The organism is Sphingomonas sp. ABOLG (assembly GCF_003950435.1).
Taxonomy (GTDB): domain Bacteria; phylum Pseudomonadota; class Alphaproteobacteria; order Sphingomonadales; family Sphingomonadaceae; genus Sphingomonas; species Sphingomonas panaciterrae.
Genome location: NZ_QQWW01000007.1, coordinates 128921 through 144366 on the forward strand (window position 1 = coordinate 128921; position 15446 = coordinate 144366).

The following is a 15446-nucleotide window of genomic DNA, read 5'->3' on the forward strand; positions in this document are numbered from 1 at the left end:
CATGGCTGACGAAAACAACGCGCCGGAAGCGGTGCAGCAGGACGCAGCTCCCGCCACCAATGACGCGCCGCAGGGCGGTGGTTATGCCGGTGGTGGTCGTGGTCGTGGCGGCCCTGGTGGCGGCCGTGGCCGTGGCGGCCCCGGTGGCAACCGCGGTGGCCGTGACGGTGGTCGCGGTCGTCGTGACGACCGCAACCGCGACGAGGGTGGTGAGGAGCTGATCGAGAAGCTCGTCCACATCAACCGCGTGTCGAAGACGGTGAAGGGCGGTAAGCGCTTCGGCTTCGCAGCGCTCGTCGTGGTCGGCGATGGCAAGGGCCGTGTCGGCTTCGGTCATGGCAAGGCGCGCGAAGTGCCGGAGGCGATCTCCAAGGCGACTGCCGCTGCCAAGAAGGCGATGGTTCGCGTGCCGCTGAAGGAAGGCCGCACGCTGCACCATGACGTGAACGGTCACTTCGGTGCCGGTCGCGTCACCGTCCGCTCGGCGCCGCAGGGCACCGGCATCATCGCGGGTGGCCCGATGCGCGCCATCTTCGAGTCGCTCGGTGTTGCCGACGTGGTGACCAAGTCGGTCGGTACGTCGAACCCGTACAACATGATCCGCGCCACGTTCGAGGCGCTGAACAACCAGACCTCGCCGAAGGCGGTTGCACAGCGCCGTGGCAAGAAGATCGCCGATCTGCTCGGCCGCGGTGGTTCGCAGACCGCCGAGGCGGATGCTGCGGCCATCACGGAGTAAGCCGACATGGCAACCATCAAGGTGAAGCAGACCGGATCGCCGATCCGTCGCACCAAGGACCAGCGCGCAACGCTGATTGGCCTTGGCCTCAACAAGATGCACCGTGTTTCGGAGCTCGAGGACAGCCCCGAGGTCCGCGGCATGATCCGCAAGGTGCAGCACATGGTCGAGGTCCAGGACTAAGCGTCCTTGCCCGACTAGTGACAAACACGGGGGAGGGGGCTAAGCGGCCCCCTTCCTTTTTATCAGCGCGACAAAAGCGAAAGCGAGTGCACACATGAAACTGAACGAACTCCGGGACAACGCAGGCGCCCGTCATCGCAAGATCCGCGTCGGTCGCGGTATCGGCTCGGGCAAGGGCAAGACCGGCGGTCGCGGCCAGAAGGGCCAGAAGAGCCGTGAGGGCGTGTCCATCGCGGGCTTCGAGGGCGGTCAGATGCCGCTCCACATGCGTCTGCCGAAGCGCGGCTTCAACAACATCTTCGCCAAGGATTATGCCGAGGTGAACCTGGGCGCGATCCAGAAGGCGGTCGACGCAGGCAAGCTGACCGGCACCGACGTCGATCACGCTGCGCTGAAGGCCGCTGGCCTGGCGCGTGGCGGCAAGGATGGCGTCCGCCTGCTCGCCAAGGGCGAGATCAGCGCGAAGCTGAACTTCACCGTTGCCGGCGTCTCGGCCTCGGCGCGTGAGGCGATCGAAAAGGCTGGCGGTTCGGTCAACGTGATCGAAGTCGTCGCGGCTGCGGAGAAGGCCGCAGCCAAGAAGGGCAAGGCTCGCGAGGCGCGTCTGGCTAACAAGGCGGCGAAGTCCGGCAACTGACCACAGACGGCTCCCCGGCCCAGCGTCGGGGTGCTGCCTGGATCCGCTTGCGATCTGCTTTCCGGTTTTACCGGAGCAGAATCTGCTCGCTAGGTTAGACAAGCCTTCGAGCAGGCCTATATGAGCGGCGGGGCAGGGCATAATAACCCGCTCCGCCGTTTTTCGTTTCCGAAGGCACCGACGTACGATGGCATCCGCAGCCGACCAAATGGCGCAAAGTATCAGCCTCGCGAAGTTCTCGCAGGCGACCGACCTCAAGAAGAGGCTGTGGTTCACGATCGGTGCGCTGATCGTTTTCCGCCTGCTCAGCTACGTGCCGCTCCCGGGTATCGACCCGACCGGCCTCGCTGCACTGGCTCAGCAGACCAAGGGCGGTGTGCTGGACTTCTTCAACACCTTCTCGGGCGGCGCGCTTGAGCGTGCGTCGCTGATCGCGCTTGGTGTGATGCCGTACATCACGGCGTCGATCGTGGTGCAGCTCGCCACCTCGCTCTCGCCGCAGCTTGCAGCGATCAAGAAGGAAGGTGAGAGCGGTCGCAAGAAGCTGAACCAGTATACGCGCTACGGCACGGTGCTGCTGACCGCGATCCAGGGCTATGTCATCGCGACCGGCCTGGAAGCGGGCGGGGCCGTGGTTGAGCCCGGCATGTTGTTCAGGGTTGCTGCTGTCATCTCGCTGATCGGCGGTACGATGTTCCTGATGTGGATCGGTGAGCAGATCACCAGCCGCGGCATCGGCAACGGTATCTCGCTGATCATCATGGCGGGCATCGTCGCCCATCTGCCGACGACGATCGTCAACCTGCTCGAAGGTGGCCGCACCGGTTCGATGAGCCCGGCGATCGTGATCGCCATCATCCTGGCGGTCGCTGGCCTGGTGCTGTTCATCTGCTTCATGGAGCGCGCGCAGCGCCGGATCCTGATCCAGTACCCGAAGCGTCAGACCGCGCGCGGTGTTCAGGCCGATCGCAGCCACCTGCCGCTGAAGATCAACACGGCGGGCGTGATCCCTCCGATCTTTGCCTCCTCGTTGCTTCTGCTGCCGCTGACGATCACGCAGTTCGCGGGTCAGAGCGTGTCGGGTGAGAGCTGGTGGGGTGACGTGATCATCAGCCTCAACCAGTATCTGCAGCACGGCAGCCCGCTCTACATGCTCCTGTATGGCGCCGGCATCATCTTCTTCTCGTTCTTCTACACGGCGGTTGTGTTCAACCCGGAGGAGACGGCAGAGAATTTGAAGCGCTACGGTGGGTTCGTACCCGGCATCCGTCCCGGCAAGAACACGGAACAGTATTTCGACTATGTGCTGACCCGGATCACCGTGATCGGCGCGGCCTACCTGGCTTTCATCTGCCTGGTGCCGGAATATCTCGTGTCGGCGCTGTCGATCCCCTTCTATCTGGGGGGCACGAGCTTGCTGATCGTCGTCAACGTGACAATGGATACGGTGACACAGATCCAGTCGCACTTGCTGGCGCACCAATATGGTGACCTCATCAAGAAGGCGAAGCTGAAGGGCGGTCGTCTGCGCTGAGACGCGCGGGTGGATCGAAAGGGGAGGACGTTTTCGTGAACATCATTCTTCTTGGGCCTCCGGGGGCGGGCAAGGGCACGCAGTCCGAGCGCCTCGTGGCCGAGCGCGGCATGGTTCAGCTGTCTACGGGTGACATGCTGCGCGCGGCGGTGAAGGCTGGTACGCCGGTCGGCCTTCAGGCGAAGGCGGTGATGGATGCGGGCGAACTGGTGTCCGACGCGATCGTGTCGGCGCTGATCGGGGAGAACCTTGACCGTTTGTCTGACGGTCAGGGAGCGATTTTCGACGGTTATCCGCGGACTGCGGCGCAGGCCGAGGCGCTGGACCTGCTGCTTGAGGAGCGTGGCCGCACGCTCGACCACGTGATCGAGCTTGAGGTGAACGAGGACGCGCTGGTCGAGCGAATCGTCGGTCGCTACACCTGCGCGAACTGCGGTGCGGGCTATCACGACCGGTTCAAGCAGCCGAAAGTGGCGGAAACCTGCGATGTTTGCGGCGCCCATGAGTTCAAGCGCAGGCCCGACGACAATGAGGAAACCGTGCGTACGCGGATGGCGGAGTATCGCGCCAAGACGGCGCCGATCCTGCCGATCTATGAAGCGCGCGGGCTGGTGCGGCGAGTCGACGGGATGGCGGACATTGCCGTCGTGACCCGGTCGATCGAGGAAATCCTGGATCGCGGCTGAGCGAGATCCGGCGAACAATGGCCGCGCGCGCATCGCGGGCGGCCTGTTCGTGGATATGTTTTGGCCTCGCCCGATTGAGGAGTGGCCAGATGCGGAACCCATTGCTTGACATGGCGTTTGTGCGCGCCTAATTCACCGCCCTTCCAACACCTGAAGTCCGGCAGTGCGCAGTGCGCTTGCCGCATTTCTGCGTGGCGGAAGGTCCTGCGAAGAGATGGGGTGCGTGATCCATGCCGCGCCCTGTGGAGCACGAGGAGATAGAATTTCATGGCACGTATCGCGGGTGTTAACATCCCGACCAACAAGCGCGTTCTGATCGCGCTGCAGTACATCCACGGCATCGGTCCTTCCAAGGCGAAGGAAATCACCGAGAAGCTCGAGATCGCACCGGAGCGCCGCGTGCAGGACCTGAGCGACCAGGAAGTGCTCCAGATCCGCGAGGCGATCGACGCCGGCTACACCGTGGAAGGCGACCTGCGTCGCGAGACCGCGATGAACATCAAGCGCCTGATGGACCTGGCCTGCTACCGCGGCCTGCGTCACCGCAAGGGCCTGCCGGTTCGCGGCCAGCGCACGCACACCAACGCGCGTACCCGCAAGGGCAAGGCGAAGCCGATCGCAGGCAAGAAGAAGTAAGCGTCACGCTTCTTCTTCTGTCGAGGGGCTGGTTGCAGGCATGTCGCCTCCCGGCCTCCGCTTGAAACAAAGGTCAGGATTACCAAATGGCACAGGCACCGCAGCGTATTCGCCGTCGCGAGCGCAAGAACATCACCGCCGGCGTGGCGCACGTCAACGCCAGCTTCAACAACACCATGATCACCATCACCGACGCGCAGGGCAATGCGATCAGCTGGTCTTCGGCCGGCATGATGGGCTTCAAGGGTTCGCGTAAGTCGACCCCCTATGCCGCCCAGGTTGCTGCCGAGGACGCGGGCAAGAAGGCCGCCGAGCATGGCGTCCGCACGCTCGAGGTTGAGGTGAAGGGTCCGGGTTCGGGCCGCGAGTCGGCGCTTCGCGCGCTGCAGGCGGTCGGTTTTCAGATCACGTCGATCCGCGACGTGACCTCGATCCCGCACAACGGTGTGCGTCCGTCGAAGCGTCGCCGCGTCTGATGGTTCTGGCCCCCGGCTGACGAGTCGGGGTGCCCTTTTATTTCCAGGCCGGTCGCGCCCCACGACTGGCCCAACATCAGGGGACACGAGCCTTGTCCGTCAACGCAAAGAACTGGCAGGAACTTAAGAAGCCCAACGCGCTCGAGAAGAAGGGCGGCGATGGCAAGCGAAAGGCGACCTTCGTGGCCGAGCCGCTGGAGCGTGGCTTCGGCCTGACGCTCGGCAACGCGCTGCGGCGCGTTTTGCTGTCGAGCCTGCAGGGCGCAGCGGTCACGTCGATCAAGATCGAGAACGTGCTCCACGAGTTCTCGAGCCTGGCCGGCGTGCGCGAGGACGTCACCGACATCGTCCTCAACGTGAAGCAGATTGCCCTCAAGATGCAGGGCGAAGGCCCCAAGCGTCTGCAGCTGTCGGCAACCGGCCCGGCCGAAGTGAAGGCGGGCGACATCGCCGTTTCCGGTGACATCGAAGTCATGAACCCGGAACTGGTGATCTGCCACCTGGATGAAGGCGCGACCTTCAACATGGAGCTGACCGCCGACACCGGTAAGGGCTATGTCCCGGCGACCGTGAACCGCCCGGCCGATGCGCCGATCGGCCTGATCCCGGTCGATGCGCTGTATTCGCCGGTCCGCCAGGTCAGCTACAAGGTCGATCCGACCCGCGTTGGCCAGGACCTGGACTATGACAAGCTGACGCTGACGCTGGAAACCGACGGCACGGTCACCCCGGAAGATGCGCTGGGCTATGCCGGCCGCATCCTTCAGGACCAGCTGGCGCTGTTCGTCCACTTCGACGATTCGGCGGTTACCCGTTCGGCCCCGGTCGGCGTGGCGGCACCCGCAGCCGGCGCAGAGCCGGTCAGCGACACGCAGCAGATCAACCGTTACCTGCTCAAGAAGGTCGACGAGCTCGAACTGTCGGTTCGCTCGGCCAACTGCCTCAAGAACGACAACATCATCTATATTGGTGATCTGGTCGGCAAGACCGAGGCAGAAATGCTGCGCACGCCGAACTTCGGCCGCAAGTCCTTGAACGAGATCAAGGAAGTGCTGTCGTCGATGGGCCTGCGTCTGGGCATGGAAATCCCGGGCTGGCCGCCTGAGAACATCGAAGAGATGGCCAAGAAGCTCGAGCAGGAAATCATGGGCTGATCCTGCACCGGCGCAGCGTGGCTGCGCCGGGAGGCAGGACAGGCCCGGCCGGCGGGTCGGCGAAGCCGATCCCGACCGACGGCGTGGTTCCGCCACGCCGGCCCGGCAGAAAAGTTACCAGGGCCCCGGCATGATGCCGGGGTGACGTACATCGGGTGGCCCCACGTCCCACCTGTCCCGGGGTACCGGAGGGCAACCATCAAAGGATCACTTTGATGGGGACCAAACGGCCCCCTGACGAACGAGAGAAGGACATATCATGCGTCACCGCGTAGGCGGCCGTAAGCTTCAGCGGACCTCGGCCCACCGCATTGCCCTGTTCCGCAACATGTCGGCAGCGCTGATCAAGCACGAGCAGATCACCACCACGCTCGCCAAGGCGAAGGAGCTTCGCCCGTACATCGAGAAGCTGATCACGCTGGGCAAGAAGGGCGGCCTGTCGAACCGTCGTCTCGCGCATGCTCGCTTGCTCGACGACGCGCAGCTGGTGAAGCTGTTCGATGTGCTGGCACCGCGCTACGCCGACCGTAACGGTGGTTACACCCGCATCATCAAGGCCGGCATCCGTGCGTCCGACGCCTCGCCGATGGCGATCATCGAATTCGTCGACCGCGACGTTTCGGCGAAGGGCCAGGATTCGGGTCCGGTCATGACCGATGAGGATTTCGATCAGGCCGCCTAATCGCGCCGATCATCCGATCCAAAGAAAGGGGGCGTTCCGGTTTGCCGGGGCGCCCCTTTTGCTTCGGGGGCATGAGCGACGATGTGAGGGGCAGGGGGCGGCACGTCTTCGGGTTTGTCCCTCTTTCGCGCGGGCCGCGGGATCGCTACAGGCCCGCCATGGAACAGCTCGACAGCATACTCATCATCGACTTCGGCAGCCAGGTGACGCAGCTTATCGCGCGTCGCGTCCGTGAAGCGGGTGTGTACAGCGAGATCGCTCCCTTCCAGTCGGCCGCAGAAGCCTTTGCCCGGATGAAGCCGCGCGGCGTCATCCTGTCGGGCGGCCCGGCGTCGGTGGTCGACGAGGGAAGCCCCCGCGCCCCGCAGGCGGTGTTCGACAGCGGCGTGCCGGTGCTGGGCATCTGTTATGGCCAGCAGGTCATGAACCTGCAGCTCGGCGGGCGAGTCGAGAAGGGCTATGCCGGCGAGTTTGGCGAGGCATTCGTCGAGGTGGAGAGCGGCTGCGGCCTGTTCGACGGCCTGTGGCGCGAGGGCGAGCGGCATCAGGTGTGGATGAGCCATGGCGACCATGTCAGCGAACTGGCGCCCGGCTTCGTGCCGGTCGCGACGTCGCCCGGCGCACCCTTCGCGATTATCGCCGATGAGAGCCGCCAGTTCTACGGCATGCAGTTCCACCCGGAAGTGGTGCACACGCCGGATGGCGCGCGGCTGATCAAGAATTTCGCGCGTCATGTCTGCGGCATGGCCGGTGACTGGACGATGGCCGAGTTCCGCGAGACCAAGATCGCGGAGATTCGCGAGCAGGTCGGCCAGAAGAAGGTGATCTGCGGCCTGTCGGGCGGGGTCGATTCGGCGGTCGCGGCGGTGCTGATCCACGAAGCGATCGGCGACCAGCTGACCTGCGTCTTCGTCGACCATGGCCTGTTGCGCGCCGGCGAGGCCGACCAGGTCGTCAGCCTGTTCCGCGGCCATTACAACATCCCGCTGGTGCACGTGAACGCCGAGGCGCTGTTCATGAACGGGCTGGCCGGCGTCACTGACCCCGAGGCCAAGCGCAAGTTCATCGGCAAGACGTTCATCGAGGTGTTCGAGAGCGAGGCGAAGAAGATCGGCGGGGCGGAGTTCCTGGCGCAGGGCACGCTGTATCCCGACGTGATCGAGAGCGTGAGCTTCACCGGCGGGCCGTCGGTGACGATCAAGAGCCACCACAATGTCGGTGGCCTGCCCGAGCGGATGAACATGAAGCTGGTCGAGCCGCTGCGCGAGCTGTTCAAGGACGAGGTGCGCGAGCTTGGCCGCGAGCTGGGGCTGCCGGACATCTTCGTCGGCCGGCATCCGTTCCCGGGGCCGGGCCTGGCGATCCGTATTCCGGGCGAGGTGACCAAGGAGCGGTGCGACATCCTGCGCAAGGCCGACGCCATCTATCTGGAAGAGATCCGCAATGCGGGGCTCTATGATGCCATCTGGCAGGCGTTCGCCGTGCTGCTGCCGGTCCGCTCGGTCGGCGTGATGGGCGACGGGCGGACGTATGAAAGCGTGCTGGCACTGCGCGCGGTGACCTCCACCGATGGCATGACGGCGCAGGCGTTCGAGTTCCCGGGCGGGTTCCTGCCGCGGGTGTCGACGCGGATCGTCAACGAGGTGAAGGGCATCAACCGGGTGACGTATGATTATACGTCCAAGCCGCCCGGCACGATCGAGTGGGAATGATCCCCGTGCGGTCGGCGTCGCCGCGCCGGGTGTAGATGGTAGCCCCGGCGGTAGGAGCCGCGGGGTTCAGGCTTCCACCGCGGCGATCTTGATCGTCGGGCATGCCATGGCGGCAAGCGCGCGTTGCTGTGGCACGGGATCGGGCGCGGGGCGCGCGTAGTAGTAGCCCTGGCCGACGTGGCAGCCGAGGAGGCGGAGGCGGTGGGCCTGTGCCTCCGTCTCGATTCCTTCCGCGACCACGACCTTGCCCAAACCGCGGCCCATGCCGATGATCGCACGCACGATCGCGAGCGTCCCGCCGTCGCGCTCGTCGATGCTGGCGATGAACGAGCGGTCGATCTTGATGCGGTCGACCGGCATCTGGCGCAGGTGGACGAGCGAGGCGTAGCCGGTGCCGAAATCGTCGAGCGCGATGGCAATGCCCGCCTCGTGCAGGGTGCGCAGATTGGCGAGGATCGAATCAGCGCCACGATCCAGCATCACGCCCTCCGTCACCTCGATGCACAGCAGCGAGGGCGAGACATCGTGATAGCGCAGCCGTTCGAGCACGCGATCCGCGGCGCGCCGGCCGACGAGCTGCGCCGCGGTGAAATTGACGCTGAGCGTGCCGATCGACGGGCCGTGACGACGGATCCATCCCAGCGCGAGATCGAGCACACGCTCCTGGATCAGCAGCCCGATCCGTTCCGCGACGAGGACATCGCCGAACCGCTCGGGCGTGATCATGCCATATTCGGGATGGTCCCAGCGCAGCAGCGCCTCATAGCCGCAGACCGCGCCCGAGGAGAGGGTGACGATCGGCTGCATGTGGAGCGCGAATTCGCCGCGCTCCAGCGCGCGGTGGGCGTCGTTGCTGAATTCGACCTGGAGGTCGCGAAGCGCGCGCTGCAGCGGATCGTAGCGGTAATAGCGCATCCGGCCGAGCCGCTTGGCATTGTAGAGCGCGAGGTCGGCGTTCTGGTACAGGAGGTCGAGCGTCGTCGCATCCTCGGGATAGCGTGCCGAGCCGACGCTGAGCGAGATGGTGCGCTCCTCCCCCATGAAGTGCCACGGGGCGCCCTGCATCCCCGCGATGGCGCGGGCGAGCACGGTTTCACATGCCTCGCCGCCCGGGCACAGGATGACGAATTCGTCGCCGCCGATGCGGGCGACCTGCGCGCCCGGGACCTGCGCGACACCGGTCGAGAGCAGGCGCGCGATCTCCCGCAGCAGGATGTCGCCGCCGGCGTGGCCGACGCGGTCGTTGGTATGCTTCAGGTAATCGACGTCGATCAGGAACAAGGTGAACGGCGTGCCGGCGAAGATCAGTTCCTCCGCCTCGTCCTTGAAGGCGGCGCGGTTGGCGAGGCCGGTGAGGAAGTCGGTGCGCGCCGCGGTGCGCAGCGCATTCGCCTCCGCCTGGACGATCTCTCGCCGTTGGCGGGACAGTTCGAGCTCCTGTCGAAGCATCCGGAAGCGGTCGGCGATCGCCAGCGAGAGGATCAGCCCCTCGAACGCCAGCGCCGCGAAGGTCGCCATGTCGACGAAATCATTTTGCGGCGCGAAGCCCAGGTTGCGGGCGAGCCGCGCCAGGAAGACGCAGATCACGGGCCCCCAGCCGACCATGTAGAACCAGACGACGCGGCTGCCGCGGCGGACCGCGATCCAGCACGACAGCGCGACGGTCACGCCGGTCGCTGCAATGGCATAGTTCAAGAGGCGATCGGTGATGATGGGCGGCAGCAACATATCGGCCGCGGCGAGCGGGCCGAGCACCGCGCCGGCGAGCGCCAGCGACCGGCCGGCGACCACCAGCGGCCGCGGCAGCATGCCGCGTTCGATCACCGCAAAGAAGAACATGTTGCCCGCCGCGACCATCAGGCCGACGAGGGTGAAATCGAGCCGTACCGCCGTCGGGCCGACCAGCCACGGGAAGACGAAGGCGGCCATGTTGGTCCATGTCAGACCATAAGCAAGCGCCGCAGTGAGCCAGAGCAGGTACCAGCGCTGAAAGGCATAGCGTTGCCCGGCATGGATCACGGCATTGTAGAGCAGCGCCGACAGCAAGGCGCCGGTGAACAGCCCCATCAGGATCAGCCAGCGCGCATCGTCGCGAAACGCAGTGTCGGGCGAGACGGCCACGACCTTGCGCATCAAGGACAGCGTGTCGAGCTTGCGAAAGCCGAGATACAGCGCGCGGGTGTCCGACCCGGCGCTTGCCACGGGGAAGCTGAGCAAGCCGCCCGCCGCCCAATTTTCCCCCAGTTCGCCGGCCGACCAGGTGGATCGCCGCGTGCTGTGGCGGTCGACCACCAGCACCGAAATCTTGTCGAAGCGGGTCTGATCGACCAGCAAGTGCCAGCCGGGGGCGAGCCCGTTCAGCAGCTTGTGATCGAGGCGCAGCCATATCCATTCGTGCTGGCGCGTGTCCGCCCGGTCGCCACAGGCATAGGGCGCAGCGGCGATGTCCTGCGGCGTGGTGCCGTCGGGCAGGCTGGTGACGCAGGCGGTGCGCAACAGGTCGATCTTTGTCGCTGCGGCACCCTGCGGAAGGAGGCTGGCGACCAACAGCAGCAACGCGCACAGAAATGCCCTCACGTTCGCCACCTGCCCCAACTTCCCCCTCATCACCTTCGCCCCGAACACGTCCTACCGACAAGTTCCTAACAGAAGGCAACTGTGCGGGGCGCCGGCCGCATTCCCGTCCTGCGACGGGCAGCGTTTCGACACCCCGGGACCTTAGCGGATATTTGCCGTGGAAACCATGTTGTCGCGCTGGTCCTGCAAGCGGAGCGCGAGGCATGATCCCCCATGCGGCTGATACGACGCTGACGTAAGTACCGGCGCTTCACCGCCCGAATAGCGCTCGCTCCGGCTGACGATTGTCTTGCTACATCGGTCATTTGATCTGATGACAGCTATGACCGGAAACTAGCCGTTAGCTTTTTTTGCTTGCTGAATTGCGCCTGGGACACCTGCGGCGGCGGAGAGTAGGCATGCACGCGACCAAACATGCGACGACATTCTTAGCGCAATCTTATTAATTCTCATTCTATTCGGCGATGTTAGGGAGCATCACGTGGTAGAACGCCGCATCGTACCGGAAGCCGACATTCGGGTCGAAGTCGCCCACGGAATTTCGCCGAAGCTGGACGCACCGGCGCCGCGACTCTGGTCCGGGGCCTGCTTCATGGGCGCTGCTTGGTTCAAGGCGGCCAACGCGATTGATGCCCGGACGGTGCTGGCGATGCGGCCGGACGGCAGCACGGTCGCTGCCATACCCTCCGCCGGCCTTGGGCCTTCTTTGATGGGCATCCGCGCCGTCCCGGGCAGTTACTGGCCGTTCCGCTCCATCGCTGTGGCCGCGGATGCTCAGCCGGCCGAGCTACAGGCGTTGCTGTCAGCGCCGCGAGCGCGCCGGGCACTCTCGCCGGTGTGGCGGGTGGGTCCGGTGCTAAGAGAAGATCTGGCGGTCGCGATGCTGGAACAGGCCGCGGTCAGCTCGGGCTGGACGGTTCTGGTTCGGACGCTCGGGAAGACCTTCGTACTTAGCCTGCGCGATCAGATCGATAGCGGCGGCTGGCCGAGAAAATCGACACGCCGGCGCCTGGAAAACTACGAGCGGCAACTGGCGAAAAAGGGAGAGCTTCACGTTCGCTTCGTCACCGGGTCCGCCTGGAACGAAGGCGTCTTTGAGGCGCTGGCTGCGATTGAGGCGAATAGCTGGGTCGGCCGAAGAAGCGACGGCAGGGGCGCTCAGTTTCTCGCGGCTGGTCAATGCGCGCTGTGGCGCCGTGCAGTCGGCGATCCCCAAATTGCGGAGGCTCTCTCCGCGACCATCCTGACCGTCGGCGGGGAGCCGGCAGCCTTTTCCTTCGATCTTCGGGCAGGCGAGCGTCAGTACAGCATCGCCAGCAGCTATGACGAGCGCTTCGCAGCGGCCCGGCCGGGCAAGATCGTCACATATCGCCAGCTTCAGTGGGCTGCCGGTCAGGGTGTCCAGACGGTAGATCTGGGGGTTGGCGATAGCGGCTACAAGCAGGAGATGGGCGCGCGGCCGGGTTCGCAGATGATCGACCTGTTGATCGTGCGAAGCTCACCCCTTGGCTGGCTCCTCAGCTTCAAATGGGGACCGAAGTCGGAGCTTGCGCGTACCGACTTGTCCGCGAGCATGGATGCGCGCCGGCACCGCAATCGGATCGTCGCGCAGGTCGCCACCGCAGCCGCCGTCGCGGCGGCAGCATTCGCCGTCAGCCGGTGATGCACCCCCATGGCGCCGCCCGACCCCGATAACGTGATTTAGCGCGTCGCCATGAGTTGGCCCACAGTCTTCGACACATCAGGCATGAGTGTACCGAAAAGGTGGGTCGTAAGGCGAATGCCGGATCAAAATGAGGCAGCGGACATGAAGTTAGAGACCCGCAATGAAATGTCCTTGTTTGAAGTGCCCGCTACCTTGAACGCGGACGGCAAGCTGACGGACGCCTGCGTTCAACAAGCCCTGACGGTGATGAACCGGGAGGGCTTCGTCATCTTCACGGACCTGATGTCGGACGAGGAATCAGATGTTGGCCTGGAACTGATTCGTCAAACAATCGAGGATCCTGATCGCGTCCGGGGCTCATTCGCCAGCGAGACTGACAATCGTTACGTGCGTCGCGACTTTTGCTCTCTGCCTTCGACGATGCCGGTATTGAGCTTTGCTGCCATGTTGGCGCAGCGCATTGAACCGGTCATCTCAACCTATTGTGCCCGGACGCATCCGCTGCTGGAGGTCACCACATTGACCAGCTATATTGGCTCGTCGCATCAATATGTTCACCGTGATCCAGCCGGTGTAATCAGTCTCTTTGCCGCCGTGGCAGATGTATCAGAGGCTCAAGGCGGGACGGTGTTCATTCCGGGGACGCACTTGGACGGCCGCGCCGAAGAGCGGCGTGGCGCCACGGCTCATGAGCTAATGGAGCTGTTTCGGGTAAAAAGTAATGCCTCCATCCTTTGCTACAACCTGGCGAAGCTGTGGAGAATGCTCAAACAAGGAAAGACATCCTTGGCGTGGGGCGAATTCCGTGATCGCGTATTTTCCAGCGCGTGGGATGAGCATCAGCCGAATTTGATGCGCTTCATCTTGGGGAAGAACTCGCAATTCAGTATTCGGAACCTGGGCCCAAGGACATTATGGAGGCTTTACAGGCATCGCGATGTGCTCAGTGAGATGTTCCATTTGGTGCAGACGGCGCCCCGTAAGGGTACGGTCATCTTATATCAAAGTGACCTGCTCCATGCCGGACCCGACAACCGATCGCCGCATCCTCGGCGCCTCTTCAGCATGAGTATCGCGCGGAACCCGGTCGAGCCCAAAGCCTGGCATGCCGGGTATTCGCCACACCCCACGCTCATCGCCAATTCCATAAGCCTTGGTGATCTTCTGGATTTTCCTGCCTTCTGCGCCGCCCCGGTTGCTGGGTTGCGAGATGAGAAGGCTAGCGGATAGTCCTGCAGTCTCGAATCCGCGTTCAAGCCCCCGGCCAGGCGAAGCAGGCCCGGTGTGACCGTCATGACAGTCGCAAGCTGACGGTGCGTTTCCGGCCGCTTCAGAGCCATGCCTCGCCGAACCTGCCGCGCCTGCACCTGGCGCGCGAGAACGCCGACTGCTTTTGCGGTCACAAACCGCTATCAGCGCTGCTGAAGGTGACGAGGGTGATGATGGCGACGACGGTTTACGGGATTCCGAATTGCGACACGGTGAAGAAGGCGCGGGTGTGGCTGGACGGCCAGGCGGTCGGCTATCGCTTTCACAATTGGAAGACCGACGGCGTCGACGGTGACGTGCTGAACCGCGCGATTGCGCAGCATGGATGGGAGCGGGTGCTCAATCGGCAGGGCACGACGTTTCGCAAATTGCCCGAGGAGGAGCGCGCGTCGCTGGACGCGGCAACGGCGCTGCGGATCATGCAGGAGCACCCATCGACCATCAAGCGCCCGATCCTCGTCGTCGATGACGTGATCGCGGTGGGTTTTTCGCCGGATGGTTTCCAGCAGGCGCTGGAAGCCGCGGGCCGACAGGAGGCGGCGCAGGAGGGAGCGCAGGGGAACTGAGGTCTGCCGCTGGATTGCCCGGCACGAACCCGCTAAGCGCCCATCATGTCCACGACCTTCACGATCGACAGCTCGACCAGCCGGGCAACGCCGGTGGCGACACCGATGAAGCGGGTGACGGTTCCCGCCGTGCGCCAGCGCAAGGGCAAGGAGCCGCTGGTGATGCTGACCGCGTACACCGTGCGCATGGCGCAGATCCTGGATCCGCATTGCGACATGCTGCTGGTCGGCGACAGCCTGGGTCAGGTGATCTACGGCCTTCCTTCGACCGTGCCCGTCACGCTGGACATGATGGCGGCGCACGGGGCCGCGGTGGTGCGCGGCAGCTATCATGCGATGGTCATCGTCGACATGCCGTTCGGCAGCTATGAGGCGAGCCCGGAAAAGGCGTTCGAAAGCGCGGCCTGGCTGCTGAAGCAGACCGGCGCGGCGGCGGTGAAGCTGGAGGGTGGGGCGGCGATGGCCCCGACCGTCTCCTTCCTGTCCGAGCGCGGCATCCCGGTGATGGCGCATGTCGGGCTGACGCCGCAGGCGGTGAACGCGCTGGGCGGCTATGGCGCGCGGGGGCGGTCGGAGGCCGAGGCCAAGAAGATCATCGGCGATGCACAGGCCGTTGCGGCAGCGGGGGCCTTCTCGATCGTCATCGAGGGCGTGATGGAGCCGATCGCGGTGGAGATCACCCGCTCGGTCGCGATTCCCACCATCGGCATCGGCGCCTCTGCGGAGTGCGACGGCCAGGTATTGGTGACCGAGGACATGCTGGGCATGTTCGAGCGCGTGCCCAAGTTCGTGAAGCGCTATGGCGACATGGCCGGCTATATCGGCGAACGCGCGGCAAGCTATGCCGACGAGGTGCGCCAGCGGGCATTTCCGGGCGCCGACCAGATCTACGTTCCGAAATCCTGAGCCGCTTTTGTTTTTCCAGCGGT

15 protein-coding genes are annotated in these 15446 nt (G+C 64.6%); 14 read left to right on the plus strand and 1 reads right to left on the minus strand.

All coding sequences use genetic code 11. From position 1 onward, the window contains the following. Position 1 precedes the first annotated feature (1 nt). The 10 genes from rpsE (at position 2) to guaA (ending at position 8439) form a co-directional block, all read left to right on the plus strand. Positions 2 to 739 carry a 30S ribosomal protein S5 gene (gene rpsE, locus CA236_RS10315; protein WP_046408574.1) on the plus strand — a complete coding sequence of 246 codons (738 nt, stop codon included), beginning with the start codon at positions 2 to 4 and terminating at the stop codon, positions 737 to 739. Positions 740 to 745: 6 nt separating this feature from the next. After that, on the plus strand, positions 746 to 922 hold the full coding sequence (gene rpmD / locus CA236_RS10320; protein ID WP_046408576.1) for a 50S ribosomal protein L30: 177 nt from the start codon (positions 746 to 748) through the stop codon (positions 920 to 922). Between the two features lie 94 nt (positions 923 to 1016). Beyond that, positions 1017 to 1559 carry a 50S ribosomal protein L15 gene (rplO, locus tag CA236_RS10325; RefSeq protein WP_125945528.1) on the plus strand — a complete coding sequence of 181 codons (543 nt, stop codon included), beginning with the start codon at positions 1017 to 1019 and terminating at the stop codon, positions 1557 to 1559. Between the two features lie 187 nt (positions 1560 to 1746). Continuing rightward, the gene (secY, locus tag CA236_RS10330) at positions 1747 to 3093 is read left to right on the plus strand and encodes a preprotein translocase subunit SecY (RefSeq protein ID WP_046408579.1); all 1347 of its coding nucleotides are present in this window, start codon (positions 1747 to 1749) and stop codon (positions 3091 to 3093) included. Between the two features lie 35 nt (positions 3094 to 3128). After that, a complete protein-coding gene (locus CA236_RS10335; protein WP_046408581.1) occupies positions 3129 to 3779 on the plus strand; it encodes an adenylate kinase in 651 nt (216 codons plus the stop codon). Between the two features lie 267 nt (positions 3780 to 4046). Then, complete coding sequence (rpsM, locus tag CA236_RS10340) at positions 4047 to 4415, plus strand: 30S ribosomal protein S13 (RefSeq protein ID WP_046408582.1); 369 nt, start codon at positions 4047 to 4049, stop codon at positions 4413 to 4415. A gap of 86 nt (positions 4416 to 4501) precedes the next feature. Continuing rightward, on the plus strand, positions 4502 to 4891 hold the full coding sequence (gene rpsK / locus CA236_RS10345; protein WP_019516037.1) for a 30S ribosomal protein S11: 390 nt from the start codon (positions 4502 to 4504) through the stop codon (positions 4889 to 4891). Positions 4892 to 4983: 92 nt separating this feature from the next. Then, positions 4984 to 6045, plus strand: a complete 1062-nt coding sequence (locus CA236_RS10350; RefSeq protein WP_046408585.1) for a DNA-directed RNA polymerase subunit alpha — start codon at positions 4984 to 4986, stop codon at positions 6043 to 6045. 259 nt (positions 6046 to 6304) lie between these two features. After that, on the plus strand, positions 6305 to 6727 hold the full coding sequence (rplQ, locus tag CA236_RS10355) for a 50S ribosomal protein L17 (protein ID WP_046408586.1): 423 nt from the start codon (positions 6305 to 6307) through the stop codon (positions 6725 to 6727). A gap of 158 nt (positions 6728 to 6885) precedes the next feature. After that, positions 6886 to 8439 carry a glutamine-hydrolyzing GMP synthase gene (gene guaA / locus CA236_RS10360; protein WP_125945529.1) on the plus strand — a complete coding sequence of 518 codons (1554 nt, stop codon included), beginning with the start codon at positions 6886 to 6888 and terminating at the stop codon, positions 8437 to 8439. Between the two features lie 66 nt (positions 8440 to 8505). Here guaA and CA236_RS10365 read toward each other — a convergent pair whose 3' ends face one another. Continuing rightward, complete coding sequence (locus tag CA236_RS10365; RefSeq protein ID WP_241212602.1) at positions 8506 to 11046, minus strand: GGDEF domain-containing phosphodiesterase; 2541 nt, start codon at positions 11044 to 11046, stop codon at positions 8506 to 8508. Positions 11047 to 11497: 451 nt separating this feature from the next. Here CA236_RS10365 and CA236_RS10370 point away from each other — a divergent pair, with 451 nt between their 5' ends. The 4 genes from CA236_RS10370 (at position 11498) to panB (ending at position 15423) form a co-directional block, all read left to right on the plus strand. After that, positions 11498 to 12679, plus strand: coding sequence for a GNAT family N-acetyltransferase (locus CA236_RS10370; RefSeq protein WP_125945530.1), 1182 nt, complete (start codon positions 11498 to 11500; stop codon positions 12677 to 12679). Positions 12680 to 12823: 144 nt separating this feature from the next. Next, entirely contained in the window at positions 12824 to 13912 is a 1089-nt protein-coding gene (locus CA236_RS10375; protein ID WP_164518908.1) for a phytanoyl-CoA dioxygenase family protein, read from the plus strand. Between the two features lie 212 nt (positions 13913 to 14124). Beyond that, positions 14125 to 14517, plus strand: coding sequence for an ArsC family reductase (locus CA236_RS10380; RefSeq protein WP_046408670.1), 393 nt, complete (start codon positions 14125 to 14127; stop codon positions 14515 to 14517). 45 nt (positions 14518 to 14562) lie between these two features. Then, positions 14563 to 15423 carry a 3-methyl-2-oxobutanoate hydroxymethyltransferase gene (gene panB / locus CA236_RS10385; RefSeq protein ID WP_125945532.1) on the plus strand — a complete coding sequence of 287 codons (861 nt, stop codon included), beginning with the start codon at positions 14563 to 14565 and terminating at the stop codon, positions 15421 to 15423. Positions 15424 to 15446: the final 23 nt, after the last annotated feature.

What these genes read in the sequence shown, in the direction of transcription:
- rpsE (WP_046408574.1), top strand. Translation starts at nt 2, where the DNA reads ATGGCTGACGAAAACAACGCGCCGGAAGCGGTGCAGCAGGACGCAGCT.
- rpmD (WP_046408576.1), top strand. Translation starts at nt 746, where the DNA reads ATGGCAACCATCAAGGTGAAGCAGACCGGATCGCCGATCCGTCGCACC.
- rplO (WP_125945528.1), top strand. Translation starts at nt 1,017, where the DNA reads ATGAAACTGAACGAACTCCGGGACAACGCAGGCGCCCGTCATCGCAAG.
- secY (WP_046408579.1), top strand. Translation starts at nt 1,747, where the DNA reads ATGGCATCCGCAGCCGACCAAATGGCGCAAAGTATCAGCCTCGCGAAG.
- rpsM (WP_046408582.1), top strand. Translation starts at nt 4,047, where the DNA reads ATGGCACGTATCGCGGGTGTTAACATCCCGACCAACAAGCGCGTTCTG.
- rpsK (WP_019516037.1), top strand. Translation starts at nt 4,502, where the DNA reads ATGGCACAGGCACCGCAGCGTATTCGCCGTCGCGAGCGCAAGAACATC.
- rplQ (WP_046408586.1), top strand. Translation starts at nt 6,305, where the DNA reads ATGCGTCACCGCGTAGGCGGCCGTAAGCTTCAGCGGACCTCGGCCCAC.
- guaA (WP_125945529.1), top strand. Translation starts at nt 6,886, where the DNA reads ATGGAACAGCTCGACAGCATACTCATCATCGACTTCGGCAGCCAGGTG.
- CA236_RS10365 (WP_241212602.1), bottom strand. Translation starts at nt 11,046, where the DNA reads ATGAGGGGGAAGTTGGGGCAGGTGGCGAACGTGAGGGCATTTCTGTGC.
- CA236_RS10375 (WP_164518908.1), top strand. Translation starts at nt 12,824, where the DNA reads ATGAAGTTAGAGACCCGCAATGAAATGTCCTTGTTTGAAGTGCCCGCT.
- CA236_RS10380 (WP_046408670.1), top strand. Translation starts at nt 14,125, where the DNA reads ATGGCGACGACGGTTTACGGGATTCCGAATTGCGACACGGTGAAGAAG.
- panB (WP_125945532.1), top strand. Translation starts at nt 14,563, where the DNA reads ATGTCCACGACCTTCACGATCGACAGCTCGACCAGCCGGGCAACGCCG.